Below are 18,668 nucleotides of genomic sequence, written 5' to 3'. Positions count from 1 at the left end.
CCGCTGGTAGCATGCTCGGGTGCTCGACATCGCTATCGACCAGAGCTCCCAAACCCCGACCTTCGAACAAGTGCGCCGCCGCATCGTGGAGTTGGTGCGCCGCGACGAATTGATCGCGGGCACCAAACTGCCGACCGTCCGCGGCCTCGCCGAACACCTCGGCATCGCACCCAACACCGTCGCCAAGACGTACCGTGAACTCGAACACGCGGGGGTCATCGAAACGCGCGGTCGCGCGGGCACGTTCGTCGCGAGCGCCGCATCGGGTGATCCCACGCTCACCCTCGCGCAACGCGCGACCACCACGTATGTCGCCGAATTGCGCGCTCTCGGCATGTCCGACGACGAAATCCTCGAATTCGTCGTCGCAGCGGTGCGCGGCGCCTGACGCCACGCGCGTGTCCGATTCGTAACCAGAGTCGGAAGTGTCCTGCTCAGGGCATGTTTCGGGTGTGGTGTGCAGCGGTAGGTGCTTGCGCCGATCGAAAATATGGACGACGTTGGTTCCATGACGGTGCCCGCGGATCGCACTAGTTCGACCTCGACGCCCGGATCGACGAGCAGCGACGACACCGCCGCAGACGACGACGACACCGCCGCCACAGGCAGTGCCGACACCGCCGCGCCGGCCGATCCCGTCGCGGGCAGCACCGGTGGACAGAGTCCGCGCGCGTCGACGGACCGCGTCGTGTTCGGTGTCGCCGCAGCTCTCGTCGTCGGTGTCGTGGTGTGGGGTCTGGCTGCCCCCGACAATCTGAACACCGTGACCGGGGGAGTCCTGGACTGGATCGTCGAGGATCTGGGCTGGCTGTTCGTCCTCACCGCCAGCGGATTCGTGATCTTCGCGTTGTGGCTCGCGGTGAGCAAATTCGGGACGATTCCGCTCGGCAAGGACGGTGAGAAACCCGAATTCCGCACGGTGAGTTGGATCGCGATGATGTTCAGCGCCGGCATGGGCATCGGCCTGATGTTCTACGGTGTGGCGGAACCGCTCACCCACTACGTGTCGCCGCCGCCCCGCAGTGCGGGCGGTGCCGGGCCTGCGATGGCCACCACCATGTTCCATTGGAGCCTGCACCCGTGGTCGATCTACGCGGTGGTGGGTTTGTCCATCGCGTACGGCACGTACCGGAAAGGCCGCAAACAGCTCATCAGCGCGGCGTTCATACCGCTGCTCGGCCGGCGCGCCGAAGGTCCGATCGGCAAGGTCATCGACATCCTCGCGCTGTATGCGACGCTGTTCGGTACCGCCGCGTCGCTCGGGCTCGGGGCTCTGCAGATCGGTTCCGGATTCGAGGTCACCGGCTGGCTGGAGCAGGCGGGCGTTCTGCTGCTCGTCGCGATCGTCGCGGTCCTGACGCTCGCGTTCATCGCGTCTGCGGTGTCCGGTGTCTCCAAGGGCATTCAGTGGCTGTCGAACATCAACATGGTGCTCGCGCTCGGCCTGGCGCTGTTCGTGTTCGTGCTGGGGCCGACCGTACTGATCCTCAACCTGATCCCGACGACCCTCGGCGCGTACGTCGCAGACCTGGCCCGTATGTCCGCCCGTACCGCCGCGTCGAGTCCCGAAGCCGGCGAATGGCTTTCGAGCTGGACCATCTTCTACTGGGCGTGGTGGATCTCGTGGACACCGTTCGTCGGGATGTTCCTGGCGCGGATCAGCCGGGGTCGCACCATCCGGCAGTTCGTCATCGGCGTCATCATCGTGCCCAGCATCGTGAGCCTGCTGTGGTTCGCGGTGTTCGGCGGCGCGGCCATCGGCCAGCAGCAGGACGGCCACGACGTCGCCGGTGCCGACAGCCTCGAAGCGCAACTGTTCGGCATGCTCGGCAATCTGCCGCTCGTCGGAATCTCCACCGTCATCGTGATGCTGCTCGTCGCGATCTTCTTCGTCTCCGGAGCCGATGCGGCGTCGATGGTGATGGGCACCCTCACCCAGCACGGCACACTGTCGCCGAGTCGCTGGGTGGTCGTGTTCTGGGGTGCGCTCACCGGTGGCGTCGCGGCACTGCTGCTGTGGACCGGCGGTTCGGAAGCACTCGGGGCGCTGCAAACCATGACGATCATCGCCGCAGCACCGTTCGTCGTCGTCATGGTCGGATTGTGCGTCTCCCTGTACCGTGACCTGTCCCGCGATCCGCTGGTCCGTCGCCCACGACACCCGACTCTGCGACGCACCGGATGACCGCGGTCCCGGACCGCATCGAGTTCGCGGTCGCGGCGATGGCTCCACAGCCGGGCAGCCGAATCCTCGAGATCGGATGCGGCAACGGGACGGCCGTGACGCTGGTGCGCGAGCGCATCGGCCCCCACGGAGCGATCCTCGGGGTGGACCGCTCGGCGACGCAGATCGACCGTGCGCGCCGCCGCACTCTCGGCGACGGCGTCGAGTTGCGGGTGTGCGAATTTCCGGACTGCGAATTTCCGGGCACCGCCTGCGGTGGTTCGTTCGATCTGATCTTCGCGATCGGTGTTCCGGCCTTCCGCGCCGCCGATCCGTCGGTTCCCGAGTCGGCGGCGACGTTGCTCGCTCCGGGCGGCGAACTGTGGGTGTTCGACGAACCGCCTCCCGGTGTCGCGACCGGGCCGACGTCGATGCGGATCAGCACCCTGCTGTCGTCTGCGGGATTCGCGATCGTCGACATCGTCGAGCGGGGCCGGACCGTGGGAGTTCTCGCGGCGCCGATCGTCGCCTGCGGCACAAGTTGATCGTTCCCCGCGTGTCGGCGTCGGGGGTGCGCGACAGTAATGATCGTGACATCGTCGGCATCCCGGCTCCTGGACGCGTTCGACGCCCTGCTCGGTGTCGAACTACCCGTCCGTGTGCGCTGCTGGGACGGATCCGAAGCGGGACCTCCCGGCGCGGTCACACGCATAGTCTTGAACCGTCGCCGCGCGTTGCGTCGCATGGTGTGGGCACCCAACGAACTGGGTTTGACCCGTGCTTACATCTCCGGCGATCTCGACGTCGACGACCTTCCCGCGCTGCTGGGGCTCCCCGTGCTCCTGGACCGGATCGGCAACCACACGCTCGACGGCCTGCGCGCCCGTGCACTCGCGCGGACCGCCGCTACCCTCGTGCGGCTCGCCGGCGTCGGGCTGCCGCCGCGACCGCCCGCCGTCGAAATCCGTCGTCGGCGCGGTATCCGGCACAGTCGGGATCGTGATTCGGTGGCGGTGTCACACCACTACGACGTCGGCAACGACTTCTACCGGTTGTTCCTCGGCCCGAGCATGGTCTATTCGTGCGGCTACTGGGCCGAAGACGATGCCGAACTGGATACCGCGCAACGCGACAAATGCGACCTGGTGTGCCGCAAACTCGGACTCGAACCGGGAATGCGGCTACTCGACGTCGGCTGCGGGTGGGGTTCGCTGGCCGTGCACGCAGCCCGCGAATACGGCGTCGACGTCGTCGGGGTGACGCTCAGCCGTGAACAACATGCCCTGGCAACCACACGGATCGCCGAGGCCGGATTGTCCGACCGGATCGACATCCGGGTGCAGGACTACCGTGACATCGACGGCGGGCCGTACGACGCGATCTCGAGCGTCGGCATGTCCGAGCATGTCGGTCTCGGCAACCTGCCGCTGTACGCCGCCGATATGCACGCGCTGCTGCGGCCCGGCGGCCGATTGCTCAACCACGCCATCGCGCGGGTGCGGTCGTTGCCGGACAAGCCCGGCCGGGCACCGTCGTTCATCGACCACTACATCTTTCCGGACGGTGAAGTGCTGCCGCTCAGCAAGACCGTCGACGCCTTCGAACGGGCCGGACTCGAAGTGCGTGACGGTGAATCGCTGCGCGAACACTACTCGCTGACGTTGCGCGCGTGGGTGTCGAACCTGCTCGGATCGTGGGACGACGCGGTGCGGTCGGTCGGCGCGGAGCGGGCACGCACCTGGTTGCTGTATCTGACGGCCAGTGCTCTCGGGTTCGACGCACCGAACCGGCTCACCATTTACCAGGTCCTTGCCGTGCGCCCCACCGCGGACGGTGGCAGCGGCCTGCCCCGCACCCGGGACCGGTGGCTCGGCGCCCCGCGCGCCGCGAACTGACGTGTCGGTCTCGCGCAGTACCGTGACGCTGCCCGCGGTTTCGCTGCGAGAGGAGATGTTCGTGAACGACATCGACCACTTCGACGAATCGGTCGAGTTCGCCTGGGGCCGCTTCCGGTCGCAGATGGCCCGGAGTATCGGTGAGTTGCGTGACGGCGACGTCGTCGAGTTGCGTGCGGACACCGCATTGGTGCCGGTCGCCGGGATCCGGATCGAACGGCGACCCGGCGGCAGATGGCATGCGAGTGTTCGCACCCCGCCTGCAGCATGCGCGCCGCGACCGTGCCTGCCGGGCGCCCCGCCCGAGACCGAGACGACGACCCCCGATGCCGTCGCCTCCTGGGCAGTGGGTGTGCTGCGCGAGCGGTGGGACGTCGTCGAACCTGCGTTCGTGCAGGTCGGCCCGGATCCCGGTGCCGCGGGCACACCGTGGTACGACGAACTGCGTGCCCGCGTCGGCGATGCGCTCAGGCAGGTTCTCGGCCGGCCCGCCAGCATCGACGCCGACGGCGACTTCGTGGTGGTCCAAGGCTCGCAAGTGATGTTCGTGATCGTCGACCGCACGGTGCCCGCGGTGCGGATATGGGTGCCGTTGCTGCACCGGATCACCGACCGGGTCGGGGCCGCGCACTGGGCCGACAGGCTGCATCGCGTTCCGGGCGTGCGCGCGCTGATCGTCGAGGATCGAATGGTCGTGCTCGACGAAATCTCGGCGGCGCCGTTCGACCCGGTCCGATTCGAGGAGCGGATCGCGATGATGCGCCGGCTCATGCCAGGACTGGCCAGGCATGTTGCCACACATTTCGGTGGTCGCCACTACCTCGACGACGATCGGCTGTCCGACGCGCCGGACACACCGCTGTTCGACGACTGGTACTGAGCGCGGTCAGCGCCAACTCGGCAGCCACAGTTGATCGTGCCAGTGCTCGACCGTGATCGGCACGCCCGTCAAGATCGGCCACAACCACACGAAATTCGCGACGACCAAACCCACATACAGGCACACGACGAGCAGACCCGTCGACCGTCGTTCCCGCGATGCCCGCGCCGATCCCAGGACATCGCCGAGTACGAGCGCCACACCCATCACCAGGAACGGGGCCATCGGCACCGCATAGAAGAAGTACATCTGACGGTCGAGGCTCGCGAACCACGGCAGAATCCCCGCGCCGTACCCGGTGAGCACCGCCGCCCACCGCCAGTCGCGGCGCACCACGATCTGCCACAGGCCCCACGCGACCATCACCAGCGACACCCACCACAGCGCGGGGGTGCCGATCAGCATCACGGCTTTGACGCATTCGTCGTCGCCGCATCCGCGGATGCGGTCGCCGTCGGCGAAGTAGTACAGCATCGGACGCAGCCCCATCGGCCACGTCCACGGCTTCGATTCCCACGGATGGTGGTTGCCCGCCGAATTGGTCAGCCCGGAGTGGAATTCGAGGACGTTCGCGCTGTAGTACCACAGTGACCGCAGCGCATCCGGCACGAACGAAAACGGCCCGCCGGTCCCGATCTTCGTGCCCACCACGTGCCGGTCCACGCCGGTCTCGCTGGCGAACCAGGCCCAATAGGTGGACAAATACACGCCGAGTGGGATCAGCACCAGTGCGTACAGGGCAGGCCCGATATCGCGTAGTGCGGTGCCCACCCACGGTCGGCGTACCCCGTATCCGCGGCGTGCGGCCACGTCGAACGCCACCGACATCAACCCGAAGAACGCGATGAAGTACATCCCGGACCATTTGGTGCCGACCGCCAGACCCAGCAGCACACCGGCACCGAACCGCCACCAGCGGACGCCGAGCCGTGGCCCCCACGTACTCGCGTCGATCCGGCCTTCGGTCGCCACCCGAGCCATCCGCGCGCGCACATCGTCGCGGTCGACGATCAGGCAGCCGAACGCGCCGACGACGAACACCGTCATGAAGATGTCGAGCATCCCCATCCGCGACGACACGAACGTGACACCGTCGACGACGAGGAGCACCCCGGCGAGACCGCCGAGCAGCGTCGATCGGGTCATGCGCCGCACGATGCGCACCACCAGCAGCACCAGCAGCGTCCCCGCGACCGCCGACGAGAACCGCCAGCCCCACCCGTTGTATCCGAACAGGGCCTCGCCGACGGCGATGAGTTGCTTGCCGACCGGCGGATGCACCACCAACCCGTAGCCGGGATTGTCCTCGATCCAGCCGCCGGTGAGCACCTGCCAGCCCTGCGGCACATAGTGCTTTTCGTCGAACACCGGCGTCTTCGCGTCGGTGGGGTAATGGAGCATCGCGAACCGGGTGATCGCGGCGAGCGCCGTGACGAACGCGGTCACGATCCAGCCGCGGGCACGGTCGGTCGGGCCGGGATCGGGCGGCGGACTCAGCGGTCCCGGACTCAGCAGTCGCCGGGCGGGGGCCTCGGCGGGGCGCTCGTCCGTCACGGTCACCGTCCGATCGTAGGCTGATGACCATGAGGGCAGAGAATCCGGGACAGGGACGGCTCGTGCTGGCCGCCACTCCGATGGGCGACATCGGCGACGCGTCGAGCAGACTCCGCGACGCCCTCGCGACCGCCGACGTCGTCGCCGCCGAAGACACCCGACGCACGCGGTCGCTCGCGGCTGCCCTCGGGGTGACCATCACCGGTCGCATCGTCAGCTTCTACGACCAGGTGGAAGTGACCCGGGCTCCGGCGCTGATCGCGGACATCGAGTCCGGTTCGACGGTGCTGCTCGTCACCGATGCGGGCATGCCGTCGGTCAGCGACCCCGGATACCGGCTGGTGTCCGCGTGTGTCGCCGCCGACCTGCCCGTGACGTGTCTGCCCGGCCCGTCCGCGGTGACCACGGCGCTCGCGCTGTCGGGGCTGCCCGTCGAACGGTTCTGTTTCGACGGGTTCCCGCCCCGCAAGTCCGGTCCGCGCCGGGCGTGGCTGCAGACGCTCGCGACGGAACCGCGTGCGGTCGTGTTCTTCGAGGCCCCGCACCGGCTGGCGGCGTGCCTGACCGACGCGGTCGCGGTGCTGGGCACAGGCCGGCGTGCCGCCGTGTGTCGAGAGCTGACCAAGACGTACGAGGAGGTGCGTCGCGGCACGCTCGCCGAGCTCGCCGAGTGGGCCGTCGACGGTGCGCGCGGCGAGATCACCGTGGTACTCGAGGGGGCATCGCCGCAGGTCGTCGCGCCGGAGGAACTCGTCGACGAGGTGGAACGGCTCGTCGCGGCCGGCATGCGGCTGAAGGACGCGTGCGGACAGGTCGCGACGGCGGGCGCGTCGAAGCGCGAACTCTACGACGCGGTACTGGCGGCGCGGGGACAAAACGGACAGCCGTAATGTCGTTGCGGTGAGTGAAGGAGTTCAGCAGGAGTCCGTCACCGACGAGCCCCACCTGTCGCGGCAACTGTCGAACCGGCACATCCAGCTCATCGCGATCGGCGGCGCCATCGGAACCGGCCTGTTCATGGGGTCGGGTAAAACCATCTCCCTGGCCGGCCCGTCGGTGATCTTCGTGTACATGATCATCGGCTTCATGCTGTTCTTCGTCATGCGGGCAATGGGCGAACTGCTGCTGTCGAATCTGCACTACAAGTCGTTCGCGGATTTCGCGGCGGACCTGCTGGGGCCGTGGGCCGGTTTCTTCACCGGCTGGACGTACTGGTTCTGCTGGATCGTCACCGGAATCGCCGACATCATCGCGATCTCCGGTTATGTGCGCTATTGGTGGGCGGATGTGCCGTTGTGGATTCCGGCGCTGGCGGCGATCCTGGCGTTGCTGCTGCTTAATCTGCCGACGGTCCGGGCATTCGGTGAGACCGAGTTCTGGTTCGCGCTGATCAAGATCGTCGCGATCGTCAGTCTCATCGTGGTCGGCCTGGTGATGATCATCGGCGGGTTCACCGCACCCAACGGCGCGACCGCCGGGTTCGACAACCTGTGGAACGACGGCGGGTTCTTCCCGACCGGCCCGATGGGGTTCGTCGCGGGCTTCCAGATCGCGGTGTTCGCGTTCGTCGGTATCGAACTGGTCGGTACCACCGCCGCCGAGGCCAAGGACCCGGAGAAGAATCTGCCGAAGGCGATCAACTCGATCCCTGTCCGCGTGCTCTTGTTCTACGTCGTGGCGCTGATCGTGATCATCTCGGTGACGCCGTGGCGGGAGATCGAGGCCGGACACAGCCCGTTCGTGGCGATGTTCACCCTCGCCGGTCTCGGGATCGCCGCGTCGGTCATCAATTTCGTGGTGCTCACGTCGGCGGCGTCGTCCGCGAACTCGGGCATCTACTCGACGTCACGGATGGTGTACGGACTCGCCCAGGAAGGGGACGCACCGGCGGCGCTGGGGCGGCTCAACCGGCGCAAGGTGCCGGCGAACGCGTTGATGTTCTCGTGTGTGTTCCTGCTGTCCTCGATCGTGCTGCTGTTCGCGGGCGATTCGGTGATCGAGGCGTTCACGCTCGTCACGACGATCTCGGCGTTGCTGTTCATGTTCGTGTGGTCGATCATCCTGGCGAGCTACCTGAGCTACCGGAAGCGTCGCCCGCACCTGCACGCGGCGTCGAAGTTCCCGATGCCCGGTGGTGTGCCGATGGTGTGGGTCGTCTATGCGTTCTTCGCGTTCATCGTCTGGGCGCTCACCCAGGAACCGGACACGCTGAAGGCGCTGCTGGTGACGCCGCTCTGGTTCGTGGCGCTCGCGGTCGCGTGGGCGATTCTGCGTCGCCGCCCGCAGCACCGCGCGCGCTACGAGGTTTTCCGGCGCGCGCTCTAGCGCCCCGTGTGCCTTTGTGGCCGCCGGAGGGGCCACAAAGGCACACGGGTGCGAAGCGCCTAGCCGAGCGCCAGAATCAACAGGACCGACGCGGCCACGGCGCCTGCGGCGACGAACGACGGAGAAATCAGGCCGGACATTCGATCGACGATTCTGATCAACGGTCACCTCCGTGCCGAATGCGCTCCCCACGCCGACAGGAACGTACCCCTCGAGCTTCTACGTTCCCGGCGGCATGGGGCCACGCGGGTAGCGAGAGCGACTCTCGCTTCTGGTGTCACTGTGCTGCCGAAAACCGACCCGACCAACTGATAAACCCCGAGATTCGGATATCATCCCAGGTCAGGGGAGGTGAGGATTTTTTCCGCAGCGGAGCTTTCGTCGGATTCGAGGGCGGATCTGCGGGATCGGACGGGCGGAGGCGGCGATGGCGGAGGACGACGCCCGCGCCGAACCGGACCCCCGCCGGTTCTTCGCGGATCAACTGCGCATGTTGTTCGCCGCCGCCGGCCGACCGGCCCTGAAGAAGGTCGAATCCGAGTCGGCGGAAGTCGCCCGCGCCATGGGCAGCACCCGCCCGGTGTCCGTGCAACGGCTCAGCGATTGGCGTTCCGGCAAGCGACTGCCCGCCAGCTTCGAGACGGTCCGGCCGGTGCTCGTCGCCCTGATCCGGGCGGCCCGCGCACTGAACGCCGAACCGCCCACCCCCGGCCTGTACTCCGTCAAACACTGGCAGGCCTGGTGGGATCGGGCCCGCGGAACATCACCCGGACCGGGCCGGAGTACCGGACCACCCGAACCGGCGCTCGCGTCCGGTCTGCGTCCGTACCGCGGTTTGGCGGCGTACCGGGAAAACGACGCGCGGTTGTTCTTCGGACGCTCCGAGAGTGTGCGCGAACTCGTCGACGTCACGGTCGCGGCGCACGGGCACGGGCCGGTGATCGTGACCGGAGCATCCGGCGTCGGCAAGTCGTCGCTCGTGCAGGCGGGGCTGATCCCGGAACTTTGCGCGGACGGCGACTACGTGGCGGTCGTGCTCACGCCGGGGCGGCATCCACTCGGTCGGCTCGGCGAGGCGATTCCCGAACTCGCCGACCCCGCCGCCGACCGGGCCGACGCCGTCGCCGTCCAGAACGCCATCCGTGCCGCGACCGCCCGAATGGGCTGTTCGTCGGTGCTGATCGTCGTCGATCAAATCGAAGAACTGTTCACCCAGTGCGACGACGGCACCGAACGCGCCCAGTTCCTCGGCGTGCTCGAGCGAGCCTCGACAACGGTCGACCACGACGATGCCCCGGCGACCGTCGTCGCGACGATGCGCTCGGACTTCTACGAGCAGGCCGTGGCCTACCCGGTACTGGCCCGCGCCCTCGAACGTCGCACCAAGACCGTGCGGCCGTTGCACCGCACGGACCTCGCGGCGGTGATCACCGAACCGGCGAAACTCGTCGGCGTCAGAGTCGAGTCCGGTCTCGTCGATGTGATCCTCAACGACCTCGGTGTGCTGACCAGCGGCGAGATCAGTGGCACGGAACTGCCGTTGCTGTCGCATCTGCTCGACACCATGTGGGATCGCCGCCGCGGCGGGAACCTCACCGTCGCAGGATACCGCGGCACCGGGGGTGTGCGCGGCTCGATCGCGGCAAGCGCCGAACGCGCCTGGAAGGAACTCGACGAACGCGGCCGGACACTCGCCCGTTCGATGCTGGTGCACCTCGTGTATGTCACCACCACCGGTACCGATGTGAAGATCGCGCGCCCTTTGAGCCAACTGACGGCGCTCGGCGACGACCGGGACGTCGCGAGCCGCGTCCTCGACCATTTCGTGTCCGCTCGCGTGATCGTCGTCGACGCCGAGCACGCCGAACTGATCCACGACGCGGTGATCGTGGCGTGGCCACGCCTGAAGTCCTGGATCCAGGAAGATCGCTCGTCGGCGGCGCTGCGTCAGCAGCTCGAAGACGACGCCACGACGTGGGTGGAGAGTGGGCGCAACGACAGTTTGCTCTACCAGCGTGGACGCATGGACCTGGTGGCCGAACAGGACGAGCGACTGGCCCGGACAGGAAAGGAACGGCGGGAGGTGGGTGGGGCGGTGAGCCCGACGGCTGTCGCCTTCCTCGCCGCGTCCCGGCGTGAAATCGACCGGGCGACGCGACGGCGGAGGACGATCATCGCGGGCCTCGCCCTCTCGCTGATCGTCTCGCTGGTGACGGGCACATTGGCGTGGACCGCGAAGAACCGCGCCGAGGACGAACGCAGTGCCGCCGAGTTCCAGCAGATCATCGCGCTCGCCGACGCCACCCGCGACGATGAGCCGACCACCTCCGCGGGTCTCGCGCTTGCCGCGGCGCACCTGCGGCCCGACAGCGACATCGCCTACTCGCGGCTCGTCGCCGCCCAGGGAATTCCGGTCGCGCGGATCCTCGACGGGCACACCGGGCCGGTGTACGGGGTCGCGGTGTCACCCGACGGCACCACCCTCGCGTCGGCCAGCGACGACGGCACCGTCCGGTTGTGGGATATGTCCGATCGCTCCGATCCGCACCGGATCGGGCGACCGCTGACCACGCGGCTCGACTACACGGCGTCGGTGTCGTTCAGTCCCGACGGTGCGCACCTCGCCGCAGGCGGGGGCGACGGCAGCGTATGGATCTGGGACGTCACCGACCGCGACCGTCCCGTGGTGCTGCTCGAACATCGGGACATCGATGGGTTCGCCGTGCACAATGTGCGGTACTCCCCGGACGGCCGGATGCTCGCGGTGCCGTACGACGACGGCACCGTCGCGCTCGTCGACACGACCGCACCCGGCTTCCCGATCACCCGGTTCCACGCCCACGCCGGCGCAGTCCGCACGGCGGTGTTCCGCCCCGACAGTTCGGTCCTCGCCACGACCAGCGACGATCGCACCGTCCGGCTGTGGAATGTCACCGAGCCGGCCGGGCCGATCCCGATCGGGGCGCCGCTCACCGGATTCGGTGATGTCGCGCACTCCGCAGACTTCGATGCCACCGGCGCGCGCCTCGTGGTGAGCAGCGACGACGGCATTCTGCACCTGTTCGACACCACCGACATCACCGCCCCCCGACGGGTCGGTGTGCCGCTCCGTGCCCACACCGGCGGCGTGTGGAAGGTGCAGTTTCTGCCCGACGGGCGCACGATCGCGTCCGCGTCGTGGGACGGCACCGCGAAGCTGTGGTCCGTCGACCCGGTCGCCGGGATCGTCGACGAGCTGAAACCGGGACTCACCGGCAACGGTGGCGGGCTGGCCGTCCTGACGGTGACGCCGGACGGCGGGACCGTCGTCACCGGGGGACAGGACGCCAACATCCGGATCTGGACGTTGCCGCGCGGACGAATCGGCATCTCCGATTCCGCGCTGACCATGCCGTCCATCGACGGGTCCGGCAGGCTCGCCGCGACCGGCGGCTACGACTCGGTCGTCAACCTCTGGAGCATCGACGACCGTGGTCGCTGGGGCCCGGCATCGGCGATGGACCTGCCACGCCCACTCGGCGGCGCCGTCGTCGTCGCGTTGTCCCCGCCGGGGACGCTCCTCGCGACGGCCCCCACGTCCGGTGGCAGTGTCCGGCTGTGGGATGTGGCCGACCCACGGCGGCCGCGTCCGCTCGGCGCTCCGCTCCGTGTGGATACCCGCTTCACCTCGGCGCTGGCGTTCACACCCGACGGCGCGACGTTGGTGACCGGCGCGAACGACCGGTCGGTGACCCTGTGGGATGTCACCGATCCGGCCGATCCGGTGCCGCGCGGCGAACCACTGACCGGTCCGACGAATCTGGTGCGCAGCGCGGCGGTGAGCCCGGACGGTCGCAGTTTTGTCGTCGCCAGTGCGGACGGCGGAATCTACGCGTGGGACATTTCGGATCCGGACCGGCCGGTGCCGGTGCCGGTGTCGGGTCGGCACGATGCCGGTGTGCACGGTGTGTCGTTCGGAGCAGGTGGTGCGGTCCTGGCGACCGGGGGCGACGACCACACGGTGATCATCTGGGATCGCGGCGCAGACGGTGGGTTCACGGCACGGGACGCACCGTTGCACGGGCACACCGGCACGGTCTATTCGGTGTCCGTGTCGCCGAATGCCGGGATTGTGGCCAGCGGCAGCGACGACGGCACGATCCGGTTGTGGGACGTCGCGTCGCCGGACGCGATGCGCGCGCTGGGCGGTCCGATCACCGACACCGGGGTCGGCCGCTGGCAGGTGCTGTTCCTGCCGGACGGGCGGGTCGCCGCGGCGGGCGGTGACGGGATGATTCGGACGTGGGATCTCGACCCGGACGGGATCGCCGAGGACATCTGCGCGTCCACGACGGGGGAGATCAGCGCGGTGCTCCCGCAGTTCGAGTTGCCGGACGAGGTGCTGGACGTGTGCGTGGACTGAGCCGCAGGATGCTCGACGCCTTGTCCAGGCATTCCTGCCATTCGGCGTCCGGGTCGGAATCGATGGTGATGCCTCCGCCGACGCCGAGCGCGCACTCGGCGGCACCCGATGCTGCGGCACCGAATTCGACGGTGCGGATTGCGACGTTCAGTTCGAGACCTGCGATCGGGCTGGCCATGCCCACGGTGCCGCAGTAGACACCGCGTGGACGGGTTTCCCAATCCTGCAGCAACCGGCGGGCCCGAAGTTTGGGGCATCCGGTGACCGATGCGGGTGGGAACGCGGCGTCGAGCAGGTCGTCGGCGGTGACATCGGGGCCGAGGGAGGCGGCGACCGTCGACACCAGATGCCACACGCCGGGTGCGCCGCGCACGCCGAGCAGGTCGGGGACGGTGACGGTGCCGGTTTCGGCGACGCGACCGAGGTCGTTGCGCACCAGGTCGACGATCATCACGTTCTCGGCGACGTCCTTGGCCGAGGCACGTAGCTCGGCCGGGTCGCGGTGCAGCGGCAGGGTGCCCTTGATCGGTCGGGATTCGACGCGGTCGCCGTGGTTGGCCAGGAACAGTTCGGGCGACAGCGACGCGACCGCACCCCACGGTCCCTGCAGATAGGCGGCGCGGTCCGGGCGGGTGGCGTCGACGGCGTCGGCGAAGAACGACAGGGGGTCGCCGGACCAGGTTCCGGTGAACCGCGTGCACACGCACGCCTGGTACACCTCGCCGGCTCGAATCGCGTCGAGGCATTGTTCGACGCCGTGCCGATGGGTTTTCCGATCCGGTGGGGTCCAGTCGATGTGCCAGCCGGCGTCGGCGGCGGGCGGTTCGTGCACGGCGGCGGCGAGGTCCGGTGGGCACGGTTCGTCCGTCAGCGTTTCGTACCACCAGCAGCCCGCCGGGTCGCATCGCAGCACCACGTCGCTCCAGCCGCCCGCCGCCACGGGCAGTGCAGGCGTCGTGGGCCGGCGATCCGGGTAGGCGAGATAACCCATCCACCCGCCGCCGATCAGCGGCCCGCCCTCCCCGGTGATGGGAACCATCATTCGGTCTGGCCGGGTGAAGGTTCCCCTCACCGGGGCGGGGGATGCGGCGAGTGTGGGGGCGATCACGGCGGCGGCACCGAACCAAACCCCGGTCAGCGCGGCGGGTGGCGCGATCCCCAGTGCGCGGGCACGCGCACCGAGCGCGCGAAGCACCTGCGCCGGGCTTCCTCCGTCGCCCAGTCGCTCCATCCGCATGGGTCCAGCTTTCCACGCTCGCGCACCGCCGACGAAACCGCAGGCGGCGAAGTCGGTAGGGTCTTGATCCGTGTCTGCTGAATCGGGGGTGGCCGAACTGGTGGCCGGTGCCGGCAAAGTGTTGCGGGCCTACGGCCGCGCCACGGTCGCCGACCGCGCCGATCGCAAGTTGTCCGGCGAAGGACGTACGCGATCGGTCGTCGTCGTCGGCGAGATCAAGCGTGGCAAGAGCATGCTCGTCAACGCGTTGATCGGCCGGGACGGTGTCACGGTCGACGACGTCGAGAACGCCACCGCCGTGTCGATCCGCTTCGTCCCCGCCGACGCGGAGAACCCGGAAGGGACCGCGGAACTGGTGTTTCCCGACGGCACCCGGCGCATCCCGCACGCCGAACTCGCCGACTGGACGACCACCGGCGGACGACATGTCTCCGATCCGACGATCGACGCCTTGCCCGTCGCCGCGGTGGTACCGGTCGCCTCGCCGCGACTCGACACCGCGACGATCGTCGACACCCCCGGAGTGGGCGGCCTCGACCCCCGGCACGTCGGCCTGGCCCGGCAGTCCGCCGATCAGGCCGCCGTGCTGGTGATGGTGTGTGATGCGTCGACGCCCATCACCGAACCGGAAATGCGGTTTCTACGGGAGAGCGCCGCCGGCGTCGAGAACGTCGTCGTCGCCGTCACCAAGACGGACAAGGCCACCACCCGATGGGCGGACATCGTCGCCGAGAACCGCCGGTCGATCGCCGAGCACGTCGGCCGGAACATTCCCGTCCTACCCGTGTCGAGTGTGCGTGCGCTCGCCGCGGACGACGCCGGCCTGCCCGACGAACTCCGGCATCGCGCGGTGACCTTCTCTGGGGTGCCGAGCCTGTGGACGGTCATCGACAAGAGCCTCACCGCGGCGGAGCGCTCCCCGGCGACCGATGCGCTCCGCACCTGCCTCGAGGGCCTGCGTGACGTCGAACGCGCCATCGAAGAGGAACTCGCCGTCGTCAAGGCCGGCGAGGCCGCGATCCCCGACCTCAGCGCCGAACTCGAACGGCTGCGCAGCCTGAAGGACGAAGCGCAACACTGGGAACAGCATCTGCAGCGAGACTTGACCCTGGCACGCCAGCAGGCCGCGACCCGACTCGACGAGCACCTCACGAAGGTCCGCGAGGACTGGACCGCCCGCGTCAACAAGTCGTCGATGGATGTGCTGCGGAAGTCTCCGCAGGTGTTCACCGCCCGCATCCAGACCGATCTGCTCGAGGCGATGGCCGCGACGGCCGAAGGGTTCCTCGCCGACCTCGAACGGATCACCACCGACCTGTTCGACGATGCCGACGAATGGGAGCGGATCCGGGAGGTCGCGGTGACCTCGATGCGCTCCGACCCGCTCGTCACCAATGAGGTCACCTCGAAACGGCAGGGCCTGCTCGATCCCAGTGTCCTGACGATGGGCATGATCGGCACCACCATGCTCGGTGCGGTGATCGGTGTCGGTGCGGTCGCCGGTGTCGTGTGGGTGGCCGTCAACCTCGGATTCCGGGCGATGCGGGCCGGCAAGACCAACCTGTTGACCTGGCTACGCGAAACCGTCTCGACCGCCCGGACCGCGACGACCCGGATGCTCGACGCGACGCTCGCCACGACCCGCCCGGAGATCGTGCTGGGCCGTCGCCGCAACCTCCAGGAGCGGATCGCGGTGTTGCAGAAGCAGATCGAGGAGGCGAAACGGTCTGCGCAGGCCGATGCGGCGGCGCGCGAGGCAAACGTCACCCGGCTGGAGAAGAACCTGCGCATCACCCGCGCGAAGATCACCCCCATCGAGGCGGCGCTCGGCGCCCCCGCCGGAGCGGCGGTGCCGGCATGAACGCGCCCCAGGGTTCCGCGGTCGCCGACAGCACCGACCCGATCCATCACCGCATCGACGCGGCGTTGCGCCGGCTGGCATCGTACGGCGGTGATCTCGTCGGGCACGCCAATCGGATCGGTGCGATCCTGTGGTCGCCGCCGCGCATCGTGGTGGTCGGACGGCTCAAAGCAGGTAAGTCCACGCTGGTCAATGCGCTGATCGGGGCTCCGGTTGCGGAAACCGCGGCGCTGGAGGCCACCAGCGTCGTCACCGTGTACGAGAACGGCGCGCCGTCCCGCGCCGAGGTCGTCGGAACCGACGGTTCGCGTCGTGCGGTGCCGTTGACGTTCGGCGCGACCGCCGACCTCGGGGTACCCGAGACCGAGGTCGCGTACGTGCACCGACACCTGCCGTCGCAGGCTCTGACCCGGATCACGCTCGTCGACACGCCGGGTCTCGCGACGTTGACCGTGGCGAACGCCGCGGCGACCGAACGCGCCCTCATCGACGGGTTCGAGCAGACCCGGTCGGCGTCCGTCGACGCGGATGCGGCGGTGTTCCTGTTCGATTCGATGCCCCGCGCCGACGAGGTCTCGTTCCTGCAGCGCCTCGGCTTCACGCCGTTGAATACCCTCGGGGTGCTGTCCCGGGCCGACGGCTTCGGGCGCGGTGTGCTCGGCAGACGCGATCCGATCGGGCATGCCGCCGAGCACGCCGGGGTGCTTGCTCGACGCCTCGCCGACGTGGTCGGCGCGGTGATCCCGGTGGCGGGCCTGCTCGCCCAGACTTCACACACCGGCGCATTCACGGAGAACGACGCCAGGGACCTGGCTGCGCTGGCACCGTTCGCACCACTGGAACTGTTCGACCTGCTCGACGTCGGTGACGGTGCGCTGCCGGTTCCCCGCGACCGGGTGTTCCGCCTCATCGACATGGTGGGGGAGTACGGGCTCGTACACGGCCGGGGTCCGGCACGTGGCGGCGCACATCAGGTCAACCAGTGGCTGACCGCGGCATCGGGTATCGGGCCGCTCCGCTCGGTGCTCGACCGGTCGCTGCGGCGTTTCGCGGTCCTGCACCGTGCCGGCCGGATCGTGTCGGAACTCGACGCGTTGGCCTACACGCATCCTGCCCGGGACGGCATCCGGCAGATCGTGTCGGAACTCAAGACGGACCCGGCGCTCGTGCAGGTGGGTCTGCTGCGATCGTTGCGGTCACTGCTCGAGACCGATCCGTCCGCCCCCGCTGTGGCGGAGTTGACGCAGTTGTTGCGCGGCGGCACCCTCGCGGAGTCGCTCGGTGCGGACCCGTCGGCGCCGCCGGACCGGTTGCGGGCGATCGCGCAGGATCGCCTCGTATCGGTGCAGCGGCAGACGCTCAGCACCCGCTCTGCGGCCGAGGACGCGGCGCTCGTGTCGCTCACCCACGCCTACACGTCGATCGTGCGGTCCTGGTACTGACCATGCACGGGGATCAGGGTTCGAGGGTGTCCGAGTCGAGCATCGCCGGCGACAACATCTCGACCAGTTGTGCCCGTGCGCGGTTGATTCGGCTCTTGACGGTCTGCACCCCGATGCCCTGGTGCTCGGCGATCTCCGCGTAGCTCATGTCGGCGTACTCGCGCAGCACGATCGCGACCCGGAACTGCTCGGGCAGGGCAGCAAGGGCCTGTCGCACCGCGTCCGTATCGGCGATCCGGTCCGCGACGGACCGGTTCGTGCTCTCGCCGTGGTCGATCTCGTCCTCGGGGGTTTCGCGTCGTTTCCGCACGATCGCCAGCGATGCGTTGGTCGCGATGCGGTACAGCCATGTTCCGAACCGTGCGGTGCCGCGGAACGACCCGAGGTTCTGCCACGCGGCGGTCAGGGTGTCCTGCAGCGCGTCCTCGGCGTCGTACCGGTGCCCGGTGATCTGCAGACACACGGCCCACGTCTGGTCGCGTGACAGTGCCACGAGTTCAGCGAAGGCGGCCTGGTCCCCTGCCCGGCTCCGATCGATCAATTCCGCTTCGCTCATGACGGCCCCCTCCGCAACTTTCCGGGTGTAACTTACTGGACCCTTCGTGGTTTGTGCGGCGGGAGGTTCGACCTTCGCGTCGGACGGGCACTCGGGTCGGACGGGCACTCGGGTCGGTCGAATTGTGTGAGTTGCGGCACACAAATTCGGCCTTCGGTCGCTGCGAACTGGGTCTTTGTTCCCCTCGGTTCCGGTGCGGAAATTTTCGGGGAACCGTCCGGAACTTTCCGGGTTCTCGGCCGCTCCTATCCCCGACACACCCGATGAGCGAAAGGCAGCACCGACATGGCGAACCGCGGATCCTTCTCCGACAGCTCCAGCTCCAGCGACGCGAACCGTTCGGACTCGGCGT

At 68.6% G+C, this 18,668-nt stretch carries 13 protein-coding genes; 10 read left to right on the top strand and 3 right to left on the bottom strand.

Annotation, left to right across the window (positions count from 1 at the left end; all coding sequences use genetic code 11):
• Nucleotides 1-19 precede the first annotated feature (19 nt).
• The 5 genes from WAX14_RS03910 (at nucleotide 20) to WAX14_RS03890 (ending at nucleotide 4,939) form a co-directional block, all read left to right on the top strand.
• Nucleotides 20-388, top strand: coding sequence for a GntR family transcriptional regulator (locus WAX14_RS03910; protein WP_422626780.1), 369 nt, complete (start codon nucleotides 20-22; stop codon nucleotides 386-388).
• Nucleotides 389-508: 120 nt separating this feature from the next.
• On the top strand, nucleotides 509-2,185 hold the full coding sequence (locus WAX14_RS03905) for a BCCT family transporter (RefSeq protein ID WP_422626779.1): 1,677 nt from the start codon (nucleotides 509-511) through the stop codon (nucleotides 2,183-2,185).
• The gene (locus WAX14_RS03900) at nucleotides 2,182-2,709 is read left to right on the top strand and encodes a class I SAM-dependent DNA methyltransferase (protein WP_422626778.1); all 528 of its coding nucleotides are present in this window, start codon (nucleotides 2,182-2,184) and stop codon (nucleotides 2,707-2,709) included. Before WAX14_RS03905 ends, WAX14_RS03900 begins: the two co-directional genes overlap by 4 nt.
• A 45-nt stretch (nucleotides 2,710-2,754) precedes the next feature.
• On the top strand, nucleotides 2,755-4,059 hold the full coding sequence (locus WAX14_RS03895) for a class I SAM-dependent methyltransferase (RefSeq protein ID WP_422626777.1): 1,305 nt from the start codon (nucleotides 2,755-2,757) through the stop codon (nucleotides 4,057-4,059).
• 61 nt (nucleotides 4,060-4,120) lie between these two features.
• Entirely contained in the window at nucleotides 4,121-4,939 is an 819-nt protein-coding gene (locus WAX14_RS03890) for a T3SS (YopN, CesT) and YbjN peptide-binding chaperone 1 (protein ID WP_422626776.1), read from the top strand.
• Nucleotides 4,940-4,945: 6 nt separating this feature from the next.
• Here WAX14_RS03890 and WAX14_RS03885 read toward each other — a convergent pair whose 3' ends face one another.
• Nucleotides 4,946-6,499, bottom strand: a complete 1,554-nt coding sequence (locus tag WAX14_RS03885; RefSeq protein ID WP_422626775.1) for a dolichyl-phosphate-mannose--protein mannosyltransferase — start codon at nucleotides 6,497-6,499, stop codon at nucleotides 4,946-4,948.
• Between the two features lie 23 nt (nucleotides 6,500-6,522).
• On the opposite strand from WAX14_RS03885, the gene rsmI reads away from it, so the two are divergent.
• The 3 genes from rsmI (at nucleotide 6,523) to WAX14_RS03870 (ending at nucleotide 13,220) form a co-directional block, all read left to right on the top strand.
• Nucleotides 6,523-7,383 (top strand): 16S rRNA (cytidine(1402)-2'-O)-methyltransferase, encoded by an 861-nt coding sequence (rsmI, locus tag WAX14_RS03880; RefSeq protein WP_422626792.1) that lies wholly within the window; start codon nucleotides 6,523-6,525, stop codon nucleotides 7,381-7,383.
• Between the two features lie 10 nt (nucleotides 7,384-7,393).
• On the top strand, nucleotides 7,394-8,818 hold the full coding sequence (cycA, locus tag WAX14_RS03875) for a D-serine/D-alanine/glycine transporter (protein WP_422626774.1): 1,425 nt from the start codon (nucleotides 7,394-7,396) through the stop codon (nucleotides 8,816-8,818).
• A gap of 427 nt (nucleotides 8,819-9,245) precedes the next feature.
• Nucleotides 9,246-13,220, top strand: a complete 3,975-nt coding sequence (locus WAX14_RS03870; RefSeq protein ID WP_422626773.1) for a WD40 repeat domain-containing protein — start codon at nucleotides 9,246-9,248, stop codon at nucleotides 13,218-13,220.
• On the opposite strand, the gene WAX14_RS03865 is transcribed toward WAX14_RS03870, so the two are convergent.
• Entirely contained in the window at nucleotides 13,159-14,457 is a 1,299-nt protein-coding gene (locus tag WAX14_RS03865; RefSeq protein ID WP_422626772.1) for an aminodeoxychorismate synthase component I, read from the bottom strand. The two genes, WAX14_RS03870 and WAX14_RS03865, sit on opposite strands and share 62 nt — an antisense overlap.
• 70 nt (nucleotides 14,458-14,527) lie before the next feature.
• Between WAX14_RS03865 and WAX14_RS03860 the strand changes: the two genes are divergently transcribed.
• Nucleotides 14,528-16,318 carry a dynamin family protein gene (locus WAX14_RS03860; RefSeq protein WP_422626771.1) on the top strand — a complete coding sequence of 597 codons (1,791 nt, stop codon included), beginning with the start codon at nucleotides 14,528-14,530 and terminating at the stop codon, nucleotides 16,316-16,318.
• A complete protein-coding gene (locus WAX14_RS03855; protein WP_422626770.1) occupies nucleotides 16,315-17,760 on the top strand; it encodes a GTPase in 1,446 nt (481 codons plus the stop codon). Before WAX14_RS03860 ends, WAX14_RS03855 begins: the two co-directional genes overlap by 4 nt.
• A 13-nt stretch (nucleotides 17,761-17,773) precedes the next feature.
• On the opposite strand, the gene WAX14_RS03850 is transcribed toward WAX14_RS03855, so the two are convergent.
• The gene (locus WAX14_RS03850) at nucleotides 17,774-18,316 is read right to left on the bottom strand and encodes an RNA polymerase sigma factor (RefSeq protein WP_422626769.1); all 543 of its coding nucleotides are present in this window, start codon (nucleotides 18,314-18,316) and stop codon (nucleotides 17,774-17,776) included.
• Nucleotides 18,317-18,668: the final 352 nt, after the last annotated feature.

This window comes from Rhodococcus sp. (in: high G+C Gram-positive bacteria) (genome assembly GCF_049299235.1).
Classification (GTDB): Bacteria; Actinomycetota; Actinomycetes; order Mycobacteriales; family Mycobacteriaceae; genus Rhodococcus.
Note: the sequence above shows the minus strand (reverse complement) of the source record. Positions and strands in the feature narration are given on the sequence as shown.